The sequence below is a fragment of the Gillisella vitis genome (assembly GCF_001541345.2).
In the GTDB taxonomy this organism is placed as follows: domain Bacteria; phylum Pseudomonadota; class Alphaproteobacteria; order Rhizobiales; family Rhizobiaceae; genus Allorhizobium; species Allorhizobium vitis.
The window spans coordinates 162549-183755 of record NZ_LMVL02000005.1 but is presented as its reverse complement, the minus strand read 5'-3'; the positions used below and the strand labels follow the sequence as shown (position 1 = coordinate 183755).

General features: G+C 58.8%; 20 protein-coding genes and 1 tRNA gene. 12 read left to right on the top strand and 9 right to left on the bottom strand.

Annotation, left to right across the window (positions count from 1 at the left end):
* Positions 1 to 57: 57 nt before the first annotated feature.
* Positions 58 to 330: a 50S ribosomal protein L27 gene (gene rpmA, locus ASB66_RS18150; protein ID WP_015917517.1), complete on the bottom strand. Its 273-nt coding sequence runs from the start codon at positions 328 to 330 to the stop codon at positions 58 to 60.
* 38 nt (positions 331 to 368) lie between these two features.
* Positions 369 to 683: a 50S ribosomal protein L21 gene (rplU, locus tag ASB66_RS18145; protein WP_015917518.1), complete on the bottom strand. Its 315-nt coding sequence runs from the start codon at positions 681 to 683 to the stop codon at positions 369 to 371.
* Positions 684 to 1113: 430 nt separating this feature from the next.
* Here rplU and ASB66_RS18140 point away from each other — a divergent pair.
* Positions 1114 to 1203, top strand: a tRNA-Ser gene (locus ASB66_RS18140).
* A gap of 2 nt (positions 1204 to 1205) precedes the next feature.
* On the opposite strand, the gene ASB66_RS18135 is transcribed toward ASB66_RS18140, so the two are convergent.
* Positions 1206 to 2417 carry a capsular biosynthesis protein gene (locus ASB66_RS18135; protein WP_234613210.1) on the bottom strand — a complete coding sequence of 404 codons (1212 nt, stop codon included), beginning with the start codon at positions 2415 to 2417 and terminating at the stop codon, positions 1206 to 1208.
* A gap of 229 nt (positions 2418 to 2646) precedes the next feature.
* Here ASB66_RS18135 and ASB66_RS18130 point away from each other — a divergent pair, with 229 nt between their 5' ends.
* Positions 2647 to 3999, top strand: coding sequence for a capsule biosynthesis protein (locus ASB66_RS18130; protein WP_060718760.1), 1353 nt, complete (start codon positions 2647 to 2649; stop codon positions 3997 to 3999).
* 88 nt (positions 4000 to 4087) lie between these two features.
* On the opposite strand, the gene purH is transcribed toward ASB66_RS18130, so the two are convergent.
* The 4 genes from purH to htpX form a co-directional block, all read right to left on the bottom strand.
* Positions 4088 to 5704 carry a bifunctional phosphoribosylaminoimidazolecarboxamide formyltransferase/IMP cyclohydrolase gene (gene purH, locus ASB66_RS18125; RefSeq protein WP_060718761.1) on the bottom strand — a complete coding sequence of 539 codons (1617 nt, stop codon included), beginning with the start codon at positions 5702 to 5704 and terminating at the stop codon, positions 4088 to 4090.
* Between the two features lie 152 nt (positions 5705 to 5856).
* Positions 5857 to 7533 (bottom strand): heparinase II/III family protein, encoded by a 1677-nt coding sequence (locus ASB66_RS18120; RefSeq protein ID WP_060718762.1) that lies wholly within the window; start codon positions 7531 to 7533, stop codon positions 5857 to 5859.
* Positions 7534 to 7646: 113 nt separating this feature from the next.
* Entirely contained in the window at positions 7647 to 9113 is a 1467-nt protein-coding gene (locus tag ASB66_RS18115) for an RsmB/NOP family class I SAM-dependent RNA methyltransferase (RefSeq protein ID WP_060718763.1), read from the bottom strand.
* A complete protein-coding gene (gene htpX / locus ASB66_RS18110; RefSeq protein WP_060718908.1) occupies positions 9104 to 10132 on the bottom strand; it encodes a zinc metalloprotease HtpX in 1029 nt (342 codons plus the stop codon). Before htpX ends, ASB66_RS18115 begins: the two co-directional genes overlap by 10 nt.
* 109 nt (positions 10133 to 10241) lie before the next feature.
* Between htpX and ASB66_RS18105 the strand changes: the two genes are divergently transcribed.
* From ASB66_RS18105 to ASB66_RS18080, 6 genes are all read left to right on the top strand, one after another.
* The gene (locus ASB66_RS18105; protein ID WP_060718764.1) at positions 10242 to 10454 is read left to right on the top strand and encodes a DUF1674 domain-containing protein; all 213 of its coding nucleotides are present in this window, start codon (positions 10242 to 10244) and stop codon (positions 10452 to 10454) included.
* Positions 10455 to 10637: 183 nt separating this feature from the next.
* Positions 10638 to 10865, top strand: a complete 228-nt coding sequence (locus ASB66_RS18100) for a hypothetical protein (RefSeq protein ID WP_060718765.1) — start codon at positions 10638 to 10640, stop codon at positions 10863 to 10865.
* A gap of 269 nt (positions 10866 to 11134) precedes the next feature.
* Complete coding sequence (locus ASB66_RS18095) at positions 11135 to 12628, top strand: murein hydrolase activator EnvC family protein (RefSeq protein WP_060718766.1); 1494 nt, start codon at positions 11135 to 11137, stop codon at positions 12626 to 12628.
* On the top strand, positions 12618 to 13952 hold the full coding sequence (locus tag ASB66_RS18090) for a S41 family peptidase (protein ID WP_060718767.1): 1335 nt from the start codon (positions 12618 to 12620) through the stop codon (positions 13950 to 13952). Before ASB66_RS18095 ends, ASB66_RS18090 begins: the two co-directional genes overlap by 11 nt.
* A gap of 184 nt (positions 13953 to 14136) precedes the next feature.
* On the top strand, positions 14137 to 15327 hold the full coding sequence (locus tag ASB66_RS18085; protein WP_114386865.1) for a divergent polysaccharide deacetylase family protein: 1191 nt from the start codon (positions 14137 to 14139) through the stop codon (positions 15325 to 15327).
* A gap of 148 nt (positions 15328 to 15475) precedes the next feature.
* Positions 15476 to 16003 carry an RNA pyrophosphohydrolase gene (locus tag ASB66_RS18080; protein ID WP_060718768.1) on the top strand — a complete coding sequence of 176 codons (528 nt, stop codon included), beginning with the start codon at positions 15476 to 15478 and terminating at the stop codon, positions 16001 to 16003.
* A gap of 6 nt (positions 16004 to 16009) precedes the next feature.
* Here ASB66_RS18080 and ASB66_RS18075 read toward each other — a convergent pair whose 3' ends face one another.
* Positions 16010 to 16756: a ParA family protein gene (locus ASB66_RS18075; RefSeq protein ID WP_060718910.1), complete on the bottom strand. Its 747-nt coding sequence runs from the start codon at positions 16754 to 16756 to the stop codon at positions 16010 to 16012.
* Between the two features lie 278 nt (positions 16757 to 17034).
* On the opposite strand from ASB66_RS18075, the gene ASB66_RS18070 reads away from it, so the two are divergent.
* The 4 genes from ASB66_RS18070 (at position 17035) to ASB66_RS18055 (ending at position 19732) form a co-directional block, all read left to right on the top strand.
* Positions 17035 to 17361, top strand: coding sequence for a PadR family transcriptional regulator (locus tag ASB66_RS18070; protein ID WP_060718769.1), 327 nt, complete (start codon positions 17035 to 17037; stop codon positions 17359 to 17361).
* Positions 17358 to 17930, top strand: a complete 573-nt coding sequence (locus ASB66_RS18065) for a DUF1700 domain-containing protein (protein WP_060718770.1) — start codon at positions 17358 to 17360, stop codon at positions 17928 to 17930. The genes ASB66_RS18070 and ASB66_RS18065 overlap by 4 nt, the downstream gene beginning before the upstream one ends.
* A gap of 34 nt (positions 17931 to 17964) precedes the next feature.
* Positions 17965 to 18672 carry a GIN domain-containing protein gene (locus tag ASB66_RS18060; protein ID WP_060718771.1) on the top strand — a complete coding sequence of 236 codons (708 nt, stop codon included), beginning with the start codon at positions 17965 to 17967 and terminating at the stop codon, positions 18670 to 18672.
* Positions 18673 to 19159: 487 nt separating this feature from the next.
* Complete coding sequence (locus tag ASB66_RS18055; RefSeq protein WP_060718772.1) at positions 19160 to 19732, top strand: hypothetical protein; 573 nt, start codon at positions 19160 to 19162, stop codon at positions 19730 to 19732.
* Between the two features lie 375 nt (positions 19733 to 20107).
* Here the strand turns inward: ASB66_RS18055 and ASB66_RS18050 are convergent, their stop codons facing one another.
* Positions 20108 to 21202 carry a protein-glutamate methylesterase/protein-glutamine glutaminase gene (locus ASB66_RS18050; protein WP_060718773.1) on the bottom strand — a complete coding sequence of 365 codons (1095 nt, stop codon included), beginning with the start codon at positions 21200 to 21202 and terminating at the stop codon, positions 20108 to 20110.
* Positions 21203 to 21207: the final 5 nt, after the last annotated feature.

Sequence of the window (21207 nt, the reverse complement as noted above, 5' to 3'; positions counted from 1 at the left end):
TGAACCTGTACGCTCAGCCGGGTCGATGAGACGCCGGCTGTTGGTAAACGACCGGCTTTATTCTGCGGCTTCCGCCGTTTTCGGCATCACGGACACGAAGACGCGACCGTTGGACTTCGTACGGTAGGTGACATTGCCGGTGGTGAGTGCAAAGATCGTATGGTCCTTGCCCATGCCGACGTTTGCGCCCGGATGCCACTGCGTGCCGCGCTGACGAACGATAATATTGCCTGGAATGACGACTTCGCCGCCGAACTTCTTCACGCCAAGGCGCTTGGACTCGGAATCGCGACCGTTGCGCGACGAACCGCCAGCTTTTTTATGTGCCATTGGAGTTCTCCTTTAAAACCTGGTTTCCCGTTGACCGATTACGCAGCGACGATGTCGGTGATGCGAACGACTGTGTGGTGCTGGCGATGGCCGCGCGACCGCTTGGAATTCTGGCGACGGCGCTTCTTGAACGCGATGACCTTCTTGCCACGGTTATGCTCGACAACTTCAGCCTTCACGGTTGCACCAGCAACAAAAGGCGCACCGATCGTCGCATCGGCACCAACGCCAACAACGAGAATTTCGGTGAATTCAACGATAGCACCAGCTTCGGCTTCCAGCTTTTCGATGGTCAGCACGTCGTTGGCGGCTACGCGGTACTGCTTACCGCCGGTCTTGATGACTGCGAACATATTTTATCCTTCCATGTTCGTTACCGGTTCTGACCGGCAGGTGCCGGACGACCGTCTTTTTGTCAGTCGGAGAGCAGATCTTGAGATCTGCCGGTGGAAACCTCTCGGCAAAGCGAGAAGCGATTATAGACTTGAGAACCCACACACAGGGATCACCCATATCTAAAGTCGCACGTCGCATACGTGAGAACCTCCAATCTGTCAAGGCGAAAGCCCCTAAACACAAAGAGAATTCCAGACGATAAACCACGCGCGCATCACATCACCCTCGCCCTTTGTCTTTCCTGCAACAGGCAGGCGGCAGACCTGCGCTGCGCTCCATCAAGACGATCCAGCACATAGCAGGGAATTATGCCTTTTTCGCTCTTGCCAGCCCCCTCAATCGCCGCTATGAGACAGCCCGCGCTACACAAGCGCCGACCAGACCCGCGGAGAGGTGGCTGAGTGGTCGAAAGCACCGCACTCGAAATGCGGCATACGGGCAACCGTATCGTGGGTTCGAATCCCACCCTCTCCGCCATATTACCCTAGCGCCCCTGCCTCCAATTCCAAAAGCTCACTCTCATACCGAAAACGGCTGCGTTCGGGTGAAGACTCGTGGGCAAGTGGTTTTGTTTTGGTCAGCAGTCTGTCGGCCATTGCCGTGGCACCGTCGGTAATCGCCTGCTTGCCAATGAAGCCGCCGGGGATTTGGATGGTGGCGGTCATGGCGTGGATCAGGTGATTGAGCAGGGTGGCGTCAGGCAATTCGGGTGCCTGCCAGAAGCTGGCGAGGCTTTGCTGGTGAGTGAGGCCGGGTACGTCGTAGATTGCTGGCGCAAGTGCCATGACCGGGACGGCCTGTTGCAGCGCCGTCAGGCCGACCGTGGAGTTTACCGTCACTAGGCCGCGGCTGGCCCTTATCAAGGCCGTCAGGTCACCGCCGTCGATCACGTCGACCTGATGGGCAATGCCGCAGCGCTCCGCCATGCGGGCGATTTCTGATGACCAGTCGCGCAGTCCATTGTCGATCGGATGGGTCTTGAACAGCAATCTGCTGCCGGATGGAGCATGGCGGGCAAAAGAATGGATTACGGCTTGCAGAATGCGAAACAGGTCGCCCATCGGCGCGTGGCGGCGGATCTGATAGTCCCCCGGCAATTGCAGCGGAAAAAGATAGAAGTCGAACTCTCTGTCCGTCGCCAGATAGCGTTGTTGCAGGCGCAATGCTTGTGCCTTTCGCCTGCGCGCAGTCAGTCCCTTGACGATCCAGCCACTATATTCCACGACGGGATGGACAGGACCATGCGCCTTGTAACGCGGATGCAGCAGCCAGCCGAGCGCGACATTCGGGACATGATAGATCAGGTCATAAAGCGCATAGGTAAGAAAGCTGGAGGGATAGGGACTGCGCGGCTGAGGGGCCTCGACGCCCTGCGCCAGCGCCACAATTGCCTGCGGATCAACCGGAAACCTGGACTGGCTGGACATGCCAAACGGCTCCACCGTCAACCAGTCGGGCCGCAGATAGCCATGTTCGAAAATATGGGCGCGCAGGCCAAGCCGCGTGCATAGCGCAACGGCGGCGGCATGTTTGGGACGGCCATCGCCCAGCATCAGCACATCGGTAATGCCGTGGCGCAGAATGAGGCGTTCAAGAAAGCCGGGCCAGGCATCATCCCGGCCACGAAAAAAATCAAAAGGCCATTTTCTCCAGAAAATGACATCACCTGAACAAAAATTGACTTTACGCACGGCTACGTCGCGCGTTTCCAATGCTCTTGCGAGCGCTGGGAGAAACGGCGAGGCCGGGCCTTGGAGAAACAGAAATGTGCGTCGCTTTGTCACTCGATATAAACGATTCTCTAACGAATCCCTGCCTTCTGTGGTGTTTAAGTCATACGACAAAATTATAACATGGCCTATAAGAGCCGTTGAATTGAAAACCTTGCGTGGAAAATTGAGACGAGGGGTCCCGTCCGCAATGACATCATCTGAGCCGACAAAGGCCGTATTGTTCCTTCAGGGGCCTCCCTCCATTCTCTGGACGGAATTTGCAAGAGCTTTTGAACAAGCGGGCGTAAAAACCCATCATGTGAACTTTACGCTGGGCGATTTTCTGTTCTGGCGCAAACGTGGCGCGAAAAATTATCGCGGTTCCTTTTCCAAATGGCCAGCCTATCTGCGGCGGCTGATTGCCGAAAAGGGCATTACCGATATCGTCTATTATGCGGACCGCCTGCCCTATCACGCCAAAGCGGCTGAAATCGGCGCTGAAATCGGGGTGCGCTGTCATGCGGTCGAATGGGGCTATCTGCGGCCGGACTGGCTGACCTTCGAGCGCGACGGCATGGGCCGCTTCTCGCATTTTCCCAACGATCCGAAGGCTATTCGCGCCATCGCTGCAAAGGTAGGGGAACCGGATATCGCGGTGAAATATCCGCATACATTCGGACAGGAAGCCTTCAACGAAGTGATTTATAACCTGCTGAACTTCTTCGGCAGGCCCTTCTATCCGCTCTATAATGCCGACAAATATTATTCTGCCCTGGTGGATTATCTGCCGTGGCTGCTGAAAGCGGGCGTCAAGCCTGCCCGCCTGCCGGAAGGATTTCTGGAGGACGGCCAGCCGCCTTTCTATCTCGTCGCCCTGCAATTGCAGAGCGATTACCAGATCCGTGCCAATTCACCCTATCGGCATCTGCGCGACATGATGCGGCAGGTGATCGCCTCTTTCGTCAAAAATGCGCCAGCCGGTAGCAAGCTGCTGTTCAAGCAGCATCCGCTCGACAATGGTTTGGAGCGTTGGCACAAGGTGCTTCGCCATATCGCCCGCGAGTTCAAGATTGAGGACCGCGTCGTCTTTATCGAGGAAGGCGACCTGCATGATATTCTGCAAAAGACGGCGGGTGTTGTCATCGTCAATTCTACGGTTGGCCTTCACAGCCTGCGCGCCAAAAAGCCGACCATCGTGCTAGGCTGCGCGGTGTTTGACGTGCCAGGGCTGACACATCAGGGCCGGCTGGATGATTTCTGGAAGCGGCCGGAGCCGGTCGATCCCGAGTTGATGCGCGACCTCGTCAAGGCCATGGCCGCGACCATTCAGATCAAAGGCGATTTCTTCAACAAGGCAGGCCGTCAGGCAGCTATTGGTGCCATGGTGCAGCGGGTTATCGAGGGAACGGTCAATATGCCCGACGCCTTCATCGATCCGCCACCGCGGCTTACCTCGCCCAAGGGTATCCTGACCGTTCTGGGAAGACCCGTCGAACTCGATTGGGAAGAAGACGCGGCGGTGCCTGATATGACCTATGCACGGTCCGGCCCAATCCGCTGAATTCGCCAAGCCATCATAAAACAAGGCCTTCATAAAAAAGGGCGCGGAGTGAAAAACTCCGCGCCCTTTTTTGATCAACAACAGCCAATCAATGCCGGAAATGGCGCACGCCGGTAAAGACCATGGCGACGCCGTGCTCGTCGGCGGCAGCAATAACCTCTGCATCGCGCATGGAACCGCCCGGCTGGATCACCGCCGTCGCACCGGCGGCAATGGCCGCCAGCAATCCATCGGCAAAGGGATAGAACGCTTCGGAGGCGACGGCAGAGCCACGGGTCAGTGGCTCGGCCAGTCCCATGGCCTTGGCCGCGTCTTCGGCTTTCATCGCGGCGATCCGGGCAGAATCCACCCGGCTCATCTGGCCCGCGCCAATGCCGACAGCCTGGCCGTCCTTGGCATAAATCACCGCATTGGATTTCACATGCTTGGCGATCTTGAAGGCCAGCTTCATGTCTTCCAGTTCGGCTGCGGTCGGCGCGCGCTTGGTGACCACCTTCAGGTCCAGATCTTCCACCACCAGATTGTCGCGGCTTTGCACCAGCAGGCCACCCGATACTGTCTTGGCCGTCAGGCCTGGTGCGCGTGGATCGGCCAGGCCGCCGGTGGTCAACAGCCGCAGATTGGCCTTGCGGGCAATGATGGCCTTTGCCTCTTCCGTGACGTCAGGGGCGATGATCACTTCGGTAAACAGCTTGACGATTTCTTCGGCGGTTTCAGCGTCCAGGGTCTGGTTCAGCGCGATAATGCCGCCGAAAGCTGAAACGCTGTCGCAAGCCAGTGCCCGGCGATAGGCATCGGCCAGCGTCTTGCCGACTGCGACACCGCATGGATTGGCATGTTTGATGATGGCGCAGGCCGGGCCGTTTTCAGGCAGAAATTCCGAAACCAGTTCGAAGGCGGCATCCGTATCGTTGATATTGTTATAGGAAAGCTGCTTGCCCTGCAAAAGCGTGGCGGTTGAAACGCCCGGACGCTGATCGCCGGTAACGTAGAAACCGGCTTTCTGGTGCGGGTTTTCGCCATAGCGCATTTCTTCGCGCAGGCTGCCGCCGATCACCCGATTGCGTGGCGTCTCGATGGCAAGCGCCTCGGCAAACCAGTTGGAAATCGTTGCGTCATAAGCAGCAGTGCGGGCATAGGCACGAGCGGCAAATTGCTGGCGCAGCGCATAAGGCGTGTGACAATCGTCGGCTTTCAGTGCTTCCAGAAGCTGGGCATAGTCGGCGGGGTCGGTCACCACGGTGACATAGGCGTGGTTCTTGGCAGAGGCGCGGATCATCGCCGGGCCACCGATATCGATATTTTCAACCGTGGTCGGATAATCGCCACCCGCCGCCAGAACTGCCTCGAACGGATAAAGATTGATGACCGCGAGATCGATGGCCTCGATCTTGTGCGCCTGCATGGCCTTCACATGGTCTTCATCGTCGCGGATGGCAAGCAGACCGCCATGCACGGCAGGATGCAGGGTCTTGACCCGGCCATCCATGATTTCCGGAAAGCCGGTCACTTCGGACACGTCGGTGGCGGGAAGGCCTGCCTCGATCAGCGCCTTGTAGGTGCCGCCGGTTGATAGCAGCCGCACACCCATATCATTCAAGGCCCGGGCAAGATCGACAATGCCGCTCTTGTCGAACACCGACAGCAGGGCGGTGCGAATCTGCACTCTGTCCGGAACAGGGATTTTCTTCGAGACAACAGCCATGGCCTTCACTCCGAAAGAGCAATTCCTGGATGGACTTCAAAAGCATCCCAGATGTGGAATTGCGTGAACAAAAATAGCCGAGACAGCCCGCAGACCGGCGGCAAGCATGATGCCTGCCCGCCTAGCACAGCACGTTCTTGGAGGAAACAGCCTTATCCCTGCTTTGAAAAAAACCACCAGATTTCCGGTGTTTCCAGGACAAGCTCGATCTGCTCGGAAACCTGAATGCCGGAAAGGCCCGCGAAAAACACGTCCTCGGCAATCACGGGATAGCCGGTCGGAGAGGAAAACACCCAGGTCTCGCTACCACCGTTGGCCACCAGTCGGATGTTATGGTCATCCTCCTGGGTGAGACGCACCGAGGGGTGAATGTGAAACCGGATGATGACCCCGCCCTTCGGCATATCGGCCAGCGGCTGCTCTTTGTCCGATAGCAGCCGGTCATGCCCCACCAGCTTGGTGCCTGCCGCATTTAGGCGCAGATCCCGCTCGTGAAAAATGTTAAAGCCCCTGAGATAGCCATCATGACGGGCGGTCAGATGATCGCTGCCATCGTCACCGGCGCGGCGCATCACCTCGACCGAAGAGACCCCTCCGACCATGATCGGTCCCAGAAACCGGGAGGTCGAAATGCGGCAAGAGGATTGATCGCCGATCACCAAAGTCGAATGGGCCGCCGTTGCCCGCGCCATCTGCCGATATCGCTCGCCGGCAAACCGCGGCGTGCCGGAATTGACCACCAGCCGATGGCGCCCGCAGGACAGTTCGAAAGACAGGCAACCCGCATGGGCGGTGCGGCTGATATCGCCCTTTGCAGGCACGCCGGTATCGACGAGAACGACGGCACCGCCTGCCGCCAGCCGTTGATAATGGCTGTGCGGCAAGGCCCGGAATGGCTGGCCGCCGCTTTCGTCATAGCGCAGCACCGACATCAGATCATTGGCAAGCGTTGCCGTGGCGCCATTGAACAGCGCCAGATCGCCATTGCTGTGGCGAAAGAACCTTATGGCGGGAAACATCCGGTCAATGGTGGAAATCAGCTTGATCGGCACGTCATGACCGAGATTGACATAGGTCTGCCGCAGCGGCAGCAAATCGAACAGGATGTCGAGCGCTGCCTGCGGATTGCGGGAGATATGCCCGCCATCGGCCAATACCTGGCGCTCCAGTTCCAGGTCGAGGAAATGGGCCGCCTTGCGGATCTGGCGCGCCGAGGCCGACATAGCAATCGAGGCCATGGCCAGAGCAATGCGCAGTTTCAGCCGATCCACTCCGTCAGGGGCAAGGTCGGCGATCAATCCGGCATGGGCAACCTGACGGCTGAGGCTTTTCAGGAAGCGGCGGTAAAACCCGCTTTCGCAATCCTGGAGCACGACCGGCGAATGGGATAGCCAGGCAATGATCCTCTGGCCGAGTATGCCAGCCTCCCAGCCGATTCCAACCCGCTTGCCGTTCAGCTTGATCCAGCTGTCGACAATGGCGCGGGCATGGGCCGATGCTTCCGGTGTCTTGTTGGCGCGGATATGCCGAAGCCAGGAAAAGGAATGGAGCTTGGCGGCAAATACCTGCGAGGGCAGTTCCATGGTGAAAGGCGAGGCGCGCCCGCATTCCAGCAAGCGTCCCGCAAGCGGAAAGCGCCCTTCGAAAATCTCTGTCGCCACATGGGAATCCACGACCCGCAGATCGGTCGGCGCCACCAGCAGGCGGACCTGCCGACGGCGCAGCCGCAAAAAAGCAGCACGTACGGGCAACCAGCCGCGCCGCTTCCATCGCCGCCAGCCTTCGCGGACGTAGAGCACCGGCAAACTCTGGCCCTGTCTCTGTGGCATTCGACATTCCATTGCGCGCAATCCGCTTTGGCCTTGCGCGATAAAAGTATGAGGCTGATAAACCGAAATCGAAGGATGTCGGTTTATCAGCCGCCAATTGTGTAAAGATTTATTTAAACCCGACGTAAACGGCAGGCATAAAAGCCATCCAGCCCGCCCGCATGGCTATCGCCGCCCGGTAACATAGCAGGCACCGGTAACATAGCAGGTGTGGTACGAAATTCGCCAAGCGGAGTGATCGCGTCTTCCAGCCCCGGCCAGTCGGCGGCCTGCATCGCCACCCGCTCCAGCTCCGGATGATCGGCAAGAACCCGGGCCACGACATCCTCGCCCTCCTGCGGATCGAGCGAGCAATTGGAAAACACGATAGAGCCGCCCGGCGCAAGCAGTGTCACGGCGTGGCGCAGCAACCGTTCCTGCACACCCGCCAGCTTGACGATATCCTGCGGACCCTTGGTGTAAAACACATCGGGGTGCCGGCGCGTCGTGCCGGTCGAAGAACAGGGGGCATCCAGCAGCACGGCGTCAAAGCCCGGATGATCCTCGCCCAGATTGAACTCCATCAGATCCTGATGAACCAGTTGCGCTGAAAACCCCAGCCGTTGCAAATTACCATCCAAACGCTTCAGCCGATTGGCCGATTGCTCCACCGCCGTCACCACCGCGCCCGCAGCTGCCAATTGCGCCGTCTTGCCGCCGGGGGCGGCACAGAGATCCACGGCCCGCTTGCCTTCAATGGACCCGAACATCCGCACTGGAAGGGCAGCCGCCGCATCCTGAACCCACCAGGCCCCCTCTTCGAAACCAGGAAGGGCAGACACGGCACCGGCAAAGCTTGCCAGCCGGATGCTGCCGGTCGGCAACACCACACCGTTGAGCTTTTCGGCCCAAATGGCAGGATCGGCCTTGACGGTCAGGTCGATGGCAGCCGGGGTCAATTGGGCCTGCGCGATCCGCCGCGCTTCCTCCTCCCCATAGACTGAGATCAGCCGTTCGAAGAACCAGTCAGGCATGCAGATGACATCTTCGACATCCGCCAAAAGTGCCTGTTTTTCGCGGCCCAGCCTGCGCAAAACGGCGTTGACCAGCTTGGCGAACCGACGGCTGCGCGGATCGCGATTGGCCTGCTCGACGGCAAGATCGACAGCGGAATGATCGGGGACATCAAGATAGACCATTTGCGCGGCGGCAACGATCAGCGAATGATAGAGCGCACGCGCACCGTCAGGCAAAGGCGCATCCAACAACCGGGCCAGCATAGCCTCTATGCGGGGCAGAAAGCGCAGGGAGGTGTTGAGAATGGCGCGCACCAGGCCACGATCGGCCTCCGACAGGGCGGCATAGGCCGGATTGCCATGGTCGCCGTCCATCATGCCATCCAGCGAGGTCTTGCGGTCGATCACCGCAGCCAGAAGACGGCTCGCGGCCATGCGCGCTTCCAGCCCCGGCTTGTCGTCATGCGCCGGTCGGCGCGGTCTATCGGACTTGTGCCTGGATTGGCCATCCTGTTTGCCAGGCTCGCGATGGCCGGAGGATGATTTATCGGTTGGAGGTTTGCCGCGTCTTTCGTTCAATTCCATGGTCCCTTCGGGGCGTCATTATCCTTGCCGCGTCGCCCGATTTTGGGAACGGAGCTCGTGCTTGCGCCTCCCTTAACACCCCAGGGATCATCCGTCGATCTTTCTACACTGCTGCCCCAAGGGCCTGAAGCTGCCGCCCTGTTTTGCTGCGGGCGATAGACATTTTCCTGACGCGCGCCCATCTCCTGCGCCAAGGCTTGCAGCGCCGCGATCCGGTTGCCGGTATCGGGATGGGTGGAAAACAGGCTGTCCATCTTCTGACCGGACAGGGGATTGATGATAAACATGTGGGCAGTGGCTGGATTGCGCTCGGCCTGATAATTGGGCTGATGCGCCCCGGCGATCTTGGCCAGTGCCGAGGCCAGCCATAGCGGATTGCCGCAGATTTCCGCACCGCGCCGGTCGGCAGCATATTCGCGGGTTCGGCTGATGGCCATCTGCACCAGCATAGCCGCAAAGGGCGCGACAATCATCGCCACGAGCGGACCGATAATGCCACCGCCATTGCCGTTTTCGTCACGACGGCCACCGAAGAAGAAGGCAAAATTGCCCAGCATCGAAATCGCCCCGGCCAGCGTTGCAGTGATCGTCATGGTCAAGGTGTCGCGGTGTTCGACATGGGCAAGCTCATGGGCCATGACGCCCGCCACTTCTTCCGGCGTCAACGCCTGCAACAGGCCGGTCGAGGCGGCCACCGCGGCATTTTGCGGATTGCGACCCGTAGCAAAGGCATTGGGCTGCGGATTGTCGAAAATATAGACCTTGGGCATCGGCAGACCGGCATTTTGGGTGAGACCACGAACGATCTCATAAAATTCCGGCGCGTTGCGCGGATCGACCTCCTGAGCGTGATAGGCCGACAGCACCATCCGGTCGGAATTCCAGTAGGAAAACAGGTTCATCGCGCCAGCGATGACCAGCGCGATCATCATCCCGCCCTTGCCGCCGATCAGGAAACCGACGCCCATGAACAGGGCGGTCATGAAAGCCAGAAGCATGGCCGTGCGCATGATATTCATCGGGTCCTCCAAAAGGGTCCGGCAGCGGAGAGGGTTTTCCAGCTCGCTGCGATGTCCTACATATGTAAAGACCATCGATCATTTTCAATTGCTACAGGATGGATGCCGAATGGACGAGCACCAGAACGACCGACAAGATCCCGGCACCGAAGCCGCACCAAAAACGCTGTCGCCTGCCGCAGTCCGTGCGCTGGCAGAAGCCGAGGAGCGTCGTAAGGCCGAGCAGTCCCAAAAACCGGCGCCGGAAGTCGGTGGACGCGGCGGCGCGGATCCGGCCCGATTCGGCGACTGGGAAATCAACGGTCGCGCCATCGATTTCTAAGGTCTCTCAAGTTCGGATTGAACCAGGCAGACGACAGGCACGGCTGGCATTGAATGCCCCTGCCCTCCAATGGCCGTTTTCCGCTCGTAATCACGTCTCGGTGAAAGCTTGTTTTACCATGAAACCTTTTGCCCTGTGCGACGTTCATGCCAGCGGAACTCAGGAAATGTTCAGAGGAACTCCATGAAGAAAATTTTTCTTGCTTCGGTTTTTGCTGTTGCGGCGATGGCCGGCAGTATCATTCCGGCTTACGCGCAATCGGGCATGATGCCTCCACCGGACGAGCGTCGTGGCCCGCCGCCGCGCCATATGCATCGCCCACCGCCGCCACCGCCGCATTGCAAGGTTCGCAAAGTGGTCCGCTGGCACCATGGCGAAAAAATCGTCAAGCGGGTACGGGTCTGCCGTTAACGGCATGACGCATACCAATGCTGTATAATTGCCGCAATCACCAGTGATTGTTCAAGCTGAGGCCTGCACGTGGATAGCACGTGTGGGCCACATCCTTATTGAGAAGACTACACTTTTCGCTTCGGTGCAAATCGGTTAACTTGGCGTGATCGTCTGGATTTCGCGCCGTCTATTGGGAAATAGCGGCAAGGGATTTCCCTTCGGATAATAAAGCCCGGATAGACCGCAAAGAGACAGACAAAAGAGACAGAGGCACGATCAAAACCGCGATGACACCCCACTCTTTCGCACGCAGGCGTCTGGCCTCTCGAACACTGTCGTGCGGGACAATCGCAATCCTGTGTGCCATGGCCCTGTCCTCCGCCAAGGCCCAGCAAGTGCCAGCCCCCGATAGTCCAGCCTCGACGCAACCCTCCATCACGCCCAACAGCCCCAGCAACCCAACAAGCCCCGGCAACATCGCCCCGGCTGCGGGTCCCGACGCTTCAAGCCAGACGAGCCCCGACGATCCAGCCGGTGCTTTGCGGGCCAAGCGTGAGGACGTCTCCCGTCAATTGCAGGATCTGTCCCAATCCATGCAGCTTTCCTCGGAAAAATCCGAGGAGCTGCGCAAGAGCATTGATGCCCTGGACAAGAGCAGCAGCAGTCTGCGCCAGGCGCTGATCGATTCAGCCGCACGCCGCAAGGATCTGGAACAAAAAATCGCCGATGGCGAAAAGAAGCTTGCCGACTACGGTGTCCGCCAAGATGTCATCCATAAATCCTTCCGGGCGCGGCGCGCCGTGCTGGCCGAGGTGCTAGGCGCCCTGGAGCGCATGGGCCGCAATCCGCCGCCAGCCCTGCTGGTGACGCCGGAAGATGCCTTGGGGGCGGTGCGTACCGCCATTCTGCTTGGTGCTGTCGTGCCTGGGATGCGCAAGGAAACCGAAAAGCTTGCCGATGATTTGCAGGAGCTGACCAACCTGCGCAAGGCCAGCATCGATGAGCGCGAAAACATGGTCGCCAGCCTGAAAAGCCGCCAGGAAGAAGAAGCCCGCATGGACATGCTTCTGGCTGAAAACGCCCGCCTGAGCCAGCAGAACAACGCCCAACTGCAAGAAGAACTGGCGCGCTCGCAGGAGCTTGCGCAGAAATCCTCATCGCTCCAGGGTCTGATCGGCAGCCTGGAAAACGAAATCGCCTCTGTGCGCCAAGCCACCGACCAGGCAAAGCTGGAAGAGGAAAAGCGCCGCCAGATGACCGATGCACAACGGGATCAGGCGCGCCTTCAGGCCCAGACCACGCCGCCCGATAAAAACCGTATTGCCCCCGCATTTTCCTTTGAAGAGCTGAAAGCGAAGCTGGAACTTCCGGCTGTGGGCGATGTATTGCGGCAATTCGGCGATCCCGACGGCACCGGTCACGAGGCCAAGGGGATTGTTCTTGCCACTGCGCCGGCAGCCGTGGTGATTGCGCCCGCCGACGGTACGGTGGTGTATGCGGGACAGTTCCGCAGTTACGGGAAAATGGCCATCCTCAACACAGGCAACGGATATCACATAGTTTTGTCCGGCATGGACCGTGTCAACGTGCATTCCGGACAATTCGTGCTGTCCGGCGAGCCGATTGGTGCTATGGGTGAAAAGAGAGTCGTCAGCGCAGCTGCTTTCGCGCTGGAAACAGATCGCCCAACCCTTTACATAGAATTCAGAAAAGACGGTAACTCGGTTGATTCCCGACCATGGTGGGCGAAGGACGCCGGAAAGGTTCGCAATGATACGTAGGGCTTCTATAATGCTGGTTGGCGCGCTGATGGGCGCGACGGCGATGAGCGTTGTTTATTCGGCTGGCGTTCCTGCCGAGGCGGCAGGCAATTCCACTTATAAGGAACTGGCGATTTTTGGAGACGTGTTTGAGCGTGTCCGCGCTCAGTATGTCACGCCTCCCGACGAGAAAAAGCTGGTCGAAGCCGCCATCAATGGCATGTTGAGCTCTCTCGATCCCCATTCCAGCTACATGAACGCCCAGGAAGCGGCGGACATGCAGACCCAGACCAAGGGTGAATTTGGCGGCATCGGCATCGAAGTGACGATGGAAAACGACCTGGTCAAGGTCATCGCTCCCATCGACGACACGCCCGGCGCCAAGGCCGGCATTCTGGCCGGCGACATGATCTCCGAGATCAATGGCACGCCTGTGCGCGGCATGCAGCTCAATGACGCCGTTGAAAAGATGCGCGGCGCGGTCAATACCCCGATCAAGCTGACCATCCTGCGCAAGGGTGCTGACAAGCCGATCGAACTCAGCGTCATGCGCGAAATCATCCCGATCCGCGCCGTCAAATCGCGTGTCGAAGGCGATGTCGGCTATGTCAGGGTGATTTCCTTCACCGAAAAGACCTATGACGACCTGGAAGCCGCGATCAACAAGATCAAGAAGGAAGTCCCGGCCGATAAGCTGAAGGGCTTCGTTCTCGACCTGCGCCTCAATCCGGGCGGTCTGCTCGATCAGGCGATTTACGTCTCCGACGCCTTCCTGCAGAAGGGCGAGATCGTCTCCACCCGCTCGCGGGATCCGGAAGATACCCGCCGTTTCAATGCCACCGCTGGCGATCTGACTGATGGCAAGCCGCTGATCGTGCTGGTCAATGGTGGTTCGGCCTCGGCATCTGAAATTGTCGCTGGCGCGCTTCAGGATCTGAAGCGGGCAACCGTGGTCGGCACCCGCAGCTTCGGCAAGGGCTCCGTTCAGACGATTATCCCGATGGGCGACAAGGGCGCGCTGCGCTTGACGACGGCGCTCTATTACACGCCATCCGGCAAGTCGATCCAGGGGACTGGCATCCATCCTGATATCAAGGTGGAAGAGCCGCTGCCCGCCGATCTCCAGGGCAAGCTGCGTACCGAGGGCGAATCCTCGCTGCCGGGCCATATCCAGGGCCAGAGCGAGACGGAAGAAGGCTCCGGTTCGGTTGCCTATGTGCCGCCGGATCCGAAGGATGACGTGCAGCTCAACTACGCACTCGACCTGCTGCGCGGTGCCAAGACAGACCCGTCCTTCCCGCCGGACCCAAGCAAGGCCGTGCTGGAAAGCGCCAAGAAGAAATAAGGATCGTTTTGACTGTCCTCGAAATGCCGGCCTCAGGGTCGGCATTTTTCGTTTACGGCGCCCTTCCCATTGCACGCAGGCAAAGCTTGAACCGTATGAAATGGAAAGGCATGGTCATCGAAATGGCGAAGTGATTCGCGGCATGGAGAGGACAGTCCAATCCAATGCGTCGAAGGACAAGACATTGAGCGCTGATCTGCACGCAGCTTTGGGCCAGAACCGCAAGAAGCGCCGCACGGGCGGTCCGAAAATCTCTCCCTTCAAGGCACTGACCGCGGTGAGCTCGGTCGCTCTTCTCGGCCTGTCCGTTTACACGACACTCACGCCGCTTCCGCTGCGCAATCCGCAACCGCTCACCACGACGCAGCCAGTTGCGGCTGCCGTTCCTGCCGAGGAGCCAGCCGCGAAAGCCCCCGGCCCGTCCCGCAGCATGGAAGCCCGCGCCCCGACCTCTGGCGCCACGGTGGAGCGCTCGACCCTGCCGGACGGTTCGGTTGTCACCAAATATTCACCCGCCAGCCGGGACGGCTCCGGCCCGGCCCTGGTCGCCACTCCGCATGTGGGCCAGGACGCCCGCGTGGCAGCAATGCCCAATCCGGACCTTCTGGAAAACAGTCCAGAAGGGCAAATCCCGGTGACCGGCCACGACGGGCTGCGACCCGTCGAGCAATATGCACGGCCCTGGTCAGGCGCGCATGGCACACGGGTGGCCATCGTCGTCAGCGGCCTCGGCCTTAGCCAGACCGGCACGCAAAGAGCCATCAAGCACCTGCCGGAACAAGTGACGCTGGGTTTTGCCGCCAGCGGCAACAGCCTGTCGCGCTGGATGCAGGAAGCGCGGCGCGGCGGCCATGAAATCCTGTTGCAGGTTCCGATGGAGCCGGTTGGTTACCCGGCAAACGATCCGGGCCGAGGCACATTGCAGGTTGGGCGCGCTGCCACCGACACTCTGCGCGACCTGCACAAAGCCATGGCCAGCATGACCAATTATACCGGGCTGATGAATTACATGGGCGGGCGCTTTCTGTCCGATAGTGGGGCGATGGACCCTGTCATGCGCGATATTGCGGCGCGGGGCCTGCTGTTTCTCGATGACGGCTCCTCGGCAAGATCCCTGACATCGACATTCGCCAAGGCGATGAACATGCCGTTTTCCGTCGCCGATCTGCAATTGGACGACCAGATACAGGAACAGGCGATCCTGAAACGGCTGGACGAGCTGGAGCGGATTGCCCGGCGCAATGGCTCTGCAATCGGTGTTGCCTCGGCGTTTGATGAAAGCGTCAATGCCATTGCCAAATGGGCAGAAGGCGCCAAGGCACGCGGCATCGAAATCGTCGGCGTTTCCGCCCTTGCCATGGAAGCGCAACAGTGATTTTTACAAGCGGCCCGATGCCCAATGACCGCTTATAGCATGTCGCGTGATGAGGTAATCACCTGCCATGCTATAGAATTTTGTTTTCGCATGTCTTTTTCCCGAAACCGCTGCACACTTTCGGGAGACATGCTCCAGTGAGGACACCATGACCCAGACCACCGTCAAAGCCGAGGATCTACCTTATCGCCCGTGCGTCGGCATCATGGTGCTGAATGCGCAAGGCCTTGTCTGGGCCGGTCGCCGCATTCCGTTGCTCAATTCCGAATATGATGGCTCGCCGCAACTCTGGCAGATGCCGCAGGGCGGAATTGACCCGGGTGAAGATCCGAAAGAGGCGGCCTATCGCGAGCTTTACGAAGAAACCGGCATGAAAACCGTGACCCTGCTAGCCGAAGCGCCGACCTGGATCAATTATGACCTGCCGCCAGCCCTCATTGGCATTGGTCTTCGCGGCAAATTTCGCGGCCAGACACAGCGCTGGTTTGCCTTTCGCTTCGACGGCGACGAAAGCGAAATCCAGATCAATCCACCGCCAACCAGCCAGCATGCCGAATTCGATGAATGGCAATGGAAGCCAATGGCAGAACTGCCGGACCTGATCGTGCCGTTCAAACGCGGCGTCTACGAACAGGTGGTCGCCGCCTTCCGGCATCTTTCCCCTGCCAATGCCTGAGGTTTATCAGTAGGCGGCTCGCAACAGCGGCATTTCCATAAATCCGCGATTGCCGTTGCCAGCCCTGTTATCGGCAACCGGCATGCGGATAGTTGGCACCAGCATTTCCACCTCGTCGCAATAGCGCTCGGCATTGGCGATAGCCTTATCCAGATTGCTGACCCGCTCTGGGTCTAGGCGGTGCAGGCTGGTGCGATATTCAAACATATCGCGATAGGCGGCGCGCTCGATGATCGGCGTCGCCAGAACCCGCACCGACCGTTCTGCCAGAAGCAGTTTGACGGCACGAAGCGCGCGGGTGGTAACCAGCGAATTGACCCGTGACAGAACCACGGAATGGGGAATGCGAATATTGCCCTTGCTGTAGAGATATTGCAGCAGTTCGATCACCTGCGCGCCACCCTGGGCATCCATGGCACTGCCCTGGATGGGGATCAGCACATGATCGGAAAGACCAAGGGCTGTCGCTAGCAACGGCGATTGCGCGCCGGGCAGATCAACGATCACATAATCGGAGCTGCCACGATAAGCCTCAATGGTGCGTGCCAGGGCATTGACGGAGATATAGGTAGCGACGCGCATGTTGCCGGCATGACCGTCCGCGCCCTCGAACCAGCGAGAAATCCAGCGCTGCGGGTCCGTATCGATCACCGACACTGTGTAGCCCCGGCGCACCAGTTCCGTCGCAAGCAACAGAACCGCCGTGGTCTTTCCGGCACCGCCCTTGGTATTGGCGAAGGTAATGATGGGCATGAAGCAACCTCGGTCAGCCATAACGGAGCCATGCATCGCTCTCCAAGGCCCAAACATATCGGGCAACCCATTCGCATCGGGCAGATCCATTGTGACGCGACATGGTTAACCGGAGGTTATTTGTCGGACGAAATACGACGACAGCCCAGTGCGCGCCAAGTTCGTTTCCAACCATAAGCCCCATATCCTTTGCGCACTCATCCCCGCAGAAAAACTTAAACCACTACCTTGCATAAACAGATAGCTTGTTATATTCAAAATACGAAACTGAGGTACCCATGACTGACTCGATCCAAGTTCAATTGCGCAAAGGTGCCCTCGACCTCTGCGTCCTGGCTGTGCTGTCTCACGGCGAAAGCTATGGCTACGAAATCGCCAGTACATTGGTCAGCGCCGTCGGCATGGGAGAAGGCACGATCTACCCGCTGATGCGCCGCATGCAGAATGACGGATTGGTGGCCACCCGCATTGTTGAGTCCAGCAATGGGCCGCCGCGCAAATATTATCGGCTCACGGAACAGGGCCGAACAATTTTCGAAGCTCATCGCCGTGACTGGCGCTCCTTTGCAAGCGCCGTCGATAAACTTCTTGAGGATTTGCCATGACCAAGGATGCCTTCTTACGCATGCTGAGACTGGGGCTGGCCGGTTTGCCCGCTCAAGAAGTGGACGACGTGGTCGCCGATTATCAGGCTCATTTTGCCGAATCAGCCGCTTCCGGTCGCAGTGAACAGGAGGTTGCGGCGGCCTTGGGCAATCCGGCCAGAATTGCCAGAGAACTCAGGGCCGAAATGGGGCTGCGCCGTTTCGAATCCCACTGGAGCCTGTCGAACATGCTGGCGGCCATGATGGCTCTGGCGGGGCTCGCCATCGTTGACATCCTGTTTTTACTGCCCCTGCTCACCGTGACGTTCTTTATTGTGTTCGGCCTCGGAATTGCGGTCACGGCCATCGGAGCGGCTGGTGTGAAGATCATCATTACCACGATGCTGTTTCAGCTTGATGGACCAACAACAGAAACACTGTCGCAACTGCTGATCGGCGCGGGCCTTGTGAGCGGATTCCTGGGCGGTGGCGCGTTGTTGTTGATGGGGCTTGGCACCGGTATCCGCATACTCGGCCACTATGCACGGCTGCACTTTCGCCTGGCTCAATTAAGCCCGGATCACGCTTGAGCTTTCCCTGACACTTCATTGAAGGAACCGGACAATGACGAGGAAATTGGCATTCGTTGCAACGACGGGACTGATTGGTGCAGTCGTTTTTCTAGCATTAGGACTTGGAATTTCAGGCGAAAATTGGGGTGGAGCCCGGCAATTGTGGGCAACGACATCCTCCACCTGCGGATCGGGCCAATCCACCAACCAGCAGGTCACACTGCCCTTTACCGCCAGCGACAGTCTCACCATCGATTTGCCGGCTTCGGTCCGCTATCAGCCCGGTGATAAGGCAGAAGTCATCGTCAGGGGTGATCCTACCCTTGTTGAGCATGTGCGAATGAATGGTCGCCGGCTGAGCCTGGATTGTCACCTGCGCTGGTCGCAATCAAAACTCGATATCAGCGTGTCGGGGCCTGCGATAACAGACTGGACACTGCTTGGAAGCGGCGATCTCTCCCTATCCCACATCAACCAGCCTCAATTGCGATTGAGCATAAAGGGGAGCGGCAGCGTTTCCGCGACGGGAGCGGCCGAGACGGTCGATGTAGACATTTCAGGGTCGGGTGCCGCCCAGCTCAAGAGGCTAACGGCTCAGTCCGCACGGATCGTGATCCTTGGCAGCGGGAACGCAGACATGACCGCGCTGAAAGATGCGGATGTGTCGATTTCCGGGAGCGGCAATGTTGATCTCGCCGGTCACCCGACGTTGCGGCGTTCGGAAATCAACGGCAGCGGTCGCATCGTGCAAGTTCCTTAATCTCACCGAGCCACTCACACTCGACTGCATTGTTTTGCGTCCGCCCCCCAAATTTCTCTGTTCCCCTCCCGCCGACAATACCCTATGGTTGCATCAGGATTGGTCGGAACGGGGCCAATCCCGGAGCCTAGAAAACTCCTTACCATGCGGTCGGTGTCGGCCGTTAAATGACACCCCTCAGCCATAGGTTTGTGGCTGAGGCGGTGGGCCATGTTTATATGGTCCGCTCCCACCATTCTTTATGGTCGGGGAGGCCTCGACGCATGTCCAGAGCTTCGGCTTAAAGGTCGAGGCGGTCGTCATGGTACGATTTTTCTAGCTCCCCGGCCACCAGAGGCTCATGCCTCCGGTGGTCGATTGGTTTCTAGAGTTTGTCAGGGAAAAGTGGTCACCGGTTTTCCCGAAAAGACAAACGAAAACAAAAGAAACAAGCGCCTGTCTGGTTCAATCTGACCCTGACAGACTCTTGGTGCGGGAGGGATGGACAATGGCCGATTACAATCTCTGGGCTGATCTTTTCGATACATGGCAATCCTCGTCCGACTGGATCAAGGCTTTGGTGATTGTCACACTACCGGGGTTCGGCTTGGGCGTGCTGGGGCTGGTGCTGCGCCACCGGGCGCGATTGCAAAGAGAGCCAGCCATGTCAGGCCATTATCAGTGGATGAAGGAGCAACCGGCTGAAGACAGCATCGCCGCTGAAACAGTCGACGTGCTCCTGCTGAATTCACTGATGGATTTGCAAGCCCGGCTGGAGGAGGCCAAGCAAGCGCTCCAGCATCCAGTTCTGAAGGATTTCCAGGACAAGTGTGAAGCGATCTTGCGTTCGGAAATGCCTGAAAACGAAGAGCGGGAGAATTTGGACGGCTCCATGAAAAGCCGACACGCTCTCATACCTTCTTTACCTCCCGCAGACGGAGATAATGACGAGGTCCGCAGTCAAATTCGTCAGATCATTATCGAAAAATACCGTAACAACCGCCCCCCGGAGGAAGCGCTGCTTCGTGCGCGACAGGTCTTCCTGGATCATGATACCGAGCGGAACGCCCCGGCGCCGTGAGCGATTGTATCATGCAGGAAAAACCGAACCAGAGTACACGACACCAACGGCTCTCGGCTTTGCCGCCCCCTCTTGCCTCTGCCGCCACCTTCTCTCCGATGGGGAGAAGAGACCCGCGGCATCCTCTTGTGCCTTCTACGCGCAGCAAAAGCCGATAAACTCCTTTGCCCGCAGCCTTAAGATGAGGCTTAGTGCTGTCGTGTTGACCTCTTCTCCCCAGCGGGGAGAAGTCCCCGGCAGGGGGATGAGGGGGGCGAAGCCAATTGATCAAGTTGCGTCGTGTACTGTGAAAACCGAACAAGTCCGACTACTATAGCCTTCTGTTTTCGTTTGTCTTTTCCGGAAAACTGGTGATCAATTGTCCTAAGACCAACTCTAGCGCCTGCGGTCCTCCGCCAGAATTTCCGGTGCAATCTGGTGAAGCGGCACGGTCCTGTCGACGCCGCCATGGGCGATGGCTTCCTTGGGCATGCCGAAGACAATGCAGCTTGCCTCATCCTGGGCAAGCGTGAAGGCCCCGGCCTGGTGCATTTCCAGCATGCCGCGCGCGCCGTCATCCCCCATGCCGGTCATGATAACACCCATGGCATTGGCACCTGCCGACCGGGCCGCCGAGCGAAACAGCACATCCACGGACGGACGATGGCGCGACACCAACGGGCCTGATTTGACCGATACATAATACCGTGCCCCTTGCCGCTCCAACATCATGTGGCGATCCCCAGGCGCAATCAGCACATGGCCGCGCAGCACCGGATCACCGTTTTCAGCTTCCTTGATTTCCATTTCGCACAGGCCATTCAAGCGCTTGGCAAAAGCCGCCGTGAATTTTTCCGGCATATGCTGCACGATGACAATGCCTGGGGAATTGGCAGGCATTTTTTCCAGGAATTCCCGAAGCGCCTCAGTGCCACCGGTCGATGCCCCCACACAGACCACCATTTCGGTGGTCTTGGCCATGGCACGGCCAGTCGGTGGTGGCAGCATGGCATCCGCAGTCAGTTTCTTTGCTGGCTCACCGCTGGCGGAAGCACGGTCCATCACACTGGACTTTCGCGCACCGAGCCGCGCCTGGGCCGCACTTTTCACCACCTGGCAAATCCGTTCGCCCTGCTCAGCCAGATGATCGGCAGCGGCAATCTTCGGCTTAAGAATGATATCGACCGCGCCCGCCTCCATGGCCTGCATCAGGGTTTCGCTACCAGCCTCCGTCAGGGATGAGCACATCACCACCGGAATAGGGCGCTGCGACATCAGCTTGCGCAGGAAGGTGATGCCATCCATGCGCGGCATTTCCACATCCAGCGTGATCACATCCGGAATTTCCTCGGCAATGCGCCGGGCGGCAACGAAGGGATCGGACGCGGCGCCGATCACCTCGATATCAGGATCGGATTGCAGAACATTTGTCAGGATTTGCCGGACACTGGCTGAATCGTCGACAATAAGGACGCGAATTTTCTTCGGCATATGAC

Excerpts from the sequence above, each read along its gene's own strand:
- ASB66_RS18105 (WP_060718764.1), top strand. The coding sequence starts at position 10,242 with ATGGACGAGCACCAGAACGACCGACAAGATCCCGGCACCGAAGCCGCA.
- ASB66_RS18065 (WP_060718770.1), top strand. The coding sequence starts at position 17,358 with ATGACCAAGGATGCCTTCTTACGCATGCTGAGACTGGGGCTGGCCGGT.
- ASB66_RS18075 (WP_060718910.1), bottom strand. The coding sequence starts at position 16,756 with ATGCCCATCATTACCTTCGCCAATACCAAGGGCGGTGCCGGAAAGACC.
- rplU (WP_015917518.1), bottom strand. The coding sequence starts at position 683 with ATGTTCGCAGTCATCAAGACCGGCGGTAAGCAGTACCGCGTAGCCGCC.
- ASB66_RS18080 (WP_060718768.1), top strand. The coding sequence starts at position 15,476 with ATGACCCAGACCACCGTCAAAGCCGAGGATCTACCTTATCGCCCGTGC.
- ASB66_RS18100 (WP_060718765.1), top strand. The coding sequence starts at position 10,638 with ATGAAGAAAATTTTTCTTGCTTCGGTTTTTGCTGTTGCGGCGATGGCC.
- ASB66_RS18055 (WP_060718772.1), top strand. The coding sequence starts at position 19,160 with ATGGCCGATTACAATCTCTGGGCTGATCTTTTCGATACATGGCAATCC.
- ASB66_RS18060 (WP_060718771.1), top strand. The coding sequence starts at position 17,965 with ATGACGAGGAAATTGGCATTCGTTGCAACGACGGGACTGATTGGTGCA.
- ASB66_RS18095 (WP_060718766.1), top strand. The coding sequence starts at position 11,135 with ATGACACCCCACTCTTTCGCACGCAGGCGTCTGGCCTCTCGAACACTG.
- ASB66_RS18050 (WP_060718773.1), bottom strand. The coding sequence starts at position 21,202 with ATGCCGAAGAAAATTCGCGTCCTTATTGTCGACGATTCAGCCAGTGTC.
- ASB66_RS18090 (WP_060718767.1), top strand. The coding sequence starts at position 12,618 with ATGATACGTAGGGCTTCTATAATGCTGGTTGGCGCGCTGATGGGCGCG.
- ASB66_RS18130 (WP_060718760.1), top strand. The coding sequence starts at position 2,647 with ATGACATCATCTGAGCCGACAAAGGCCGTATTGTTCCTTCAGGGGCCT.
- ASB66_RS18070 (WP_060718769.1), top strand. The coding sequence starts at position 17,035 with ATGACTGACTCGATCCAAGTTCAATTGCGCAAAGGTGCCCTCGACCTC.
- htpX (WP_060718908.1), bottom strand. The coding sequence starts at position 10,132 with ATGAATATCATGCGCACGGCCATGCTTCTGGCTTTCATGACCGCCCTG.
- purH (WP_060718761.1), bottom strand. The coding sequence starts at position 5,704 with ATGGCTGTTGTCTCGAAGAAAATCCCTGTTCCGGACAGAGTGCAGATT.
- rpmA (WP_015917517.1), bottom strand. The coding sequence starts at position 330 with ATGGCACATAAAAAAGCTGGCGGTTCGTCGCGCAACGGTCGCGATTCC.
- ASB66_RS18115 (WP_060718763.1), bottom strand. The coding sequence starts at position 9,113 with ATGGAATTGAACGAAAGACGCGGCAAACCTCCAACCGATAAATCATCC.
- ASB66_RS18120 (WP_060718762.1), bottom strand. The coding sequence starts at position 7,533 with ATGCCACAGAGACAGGGCCAGAGTTTGCCGGTGCTCTACGTCCGCGAA.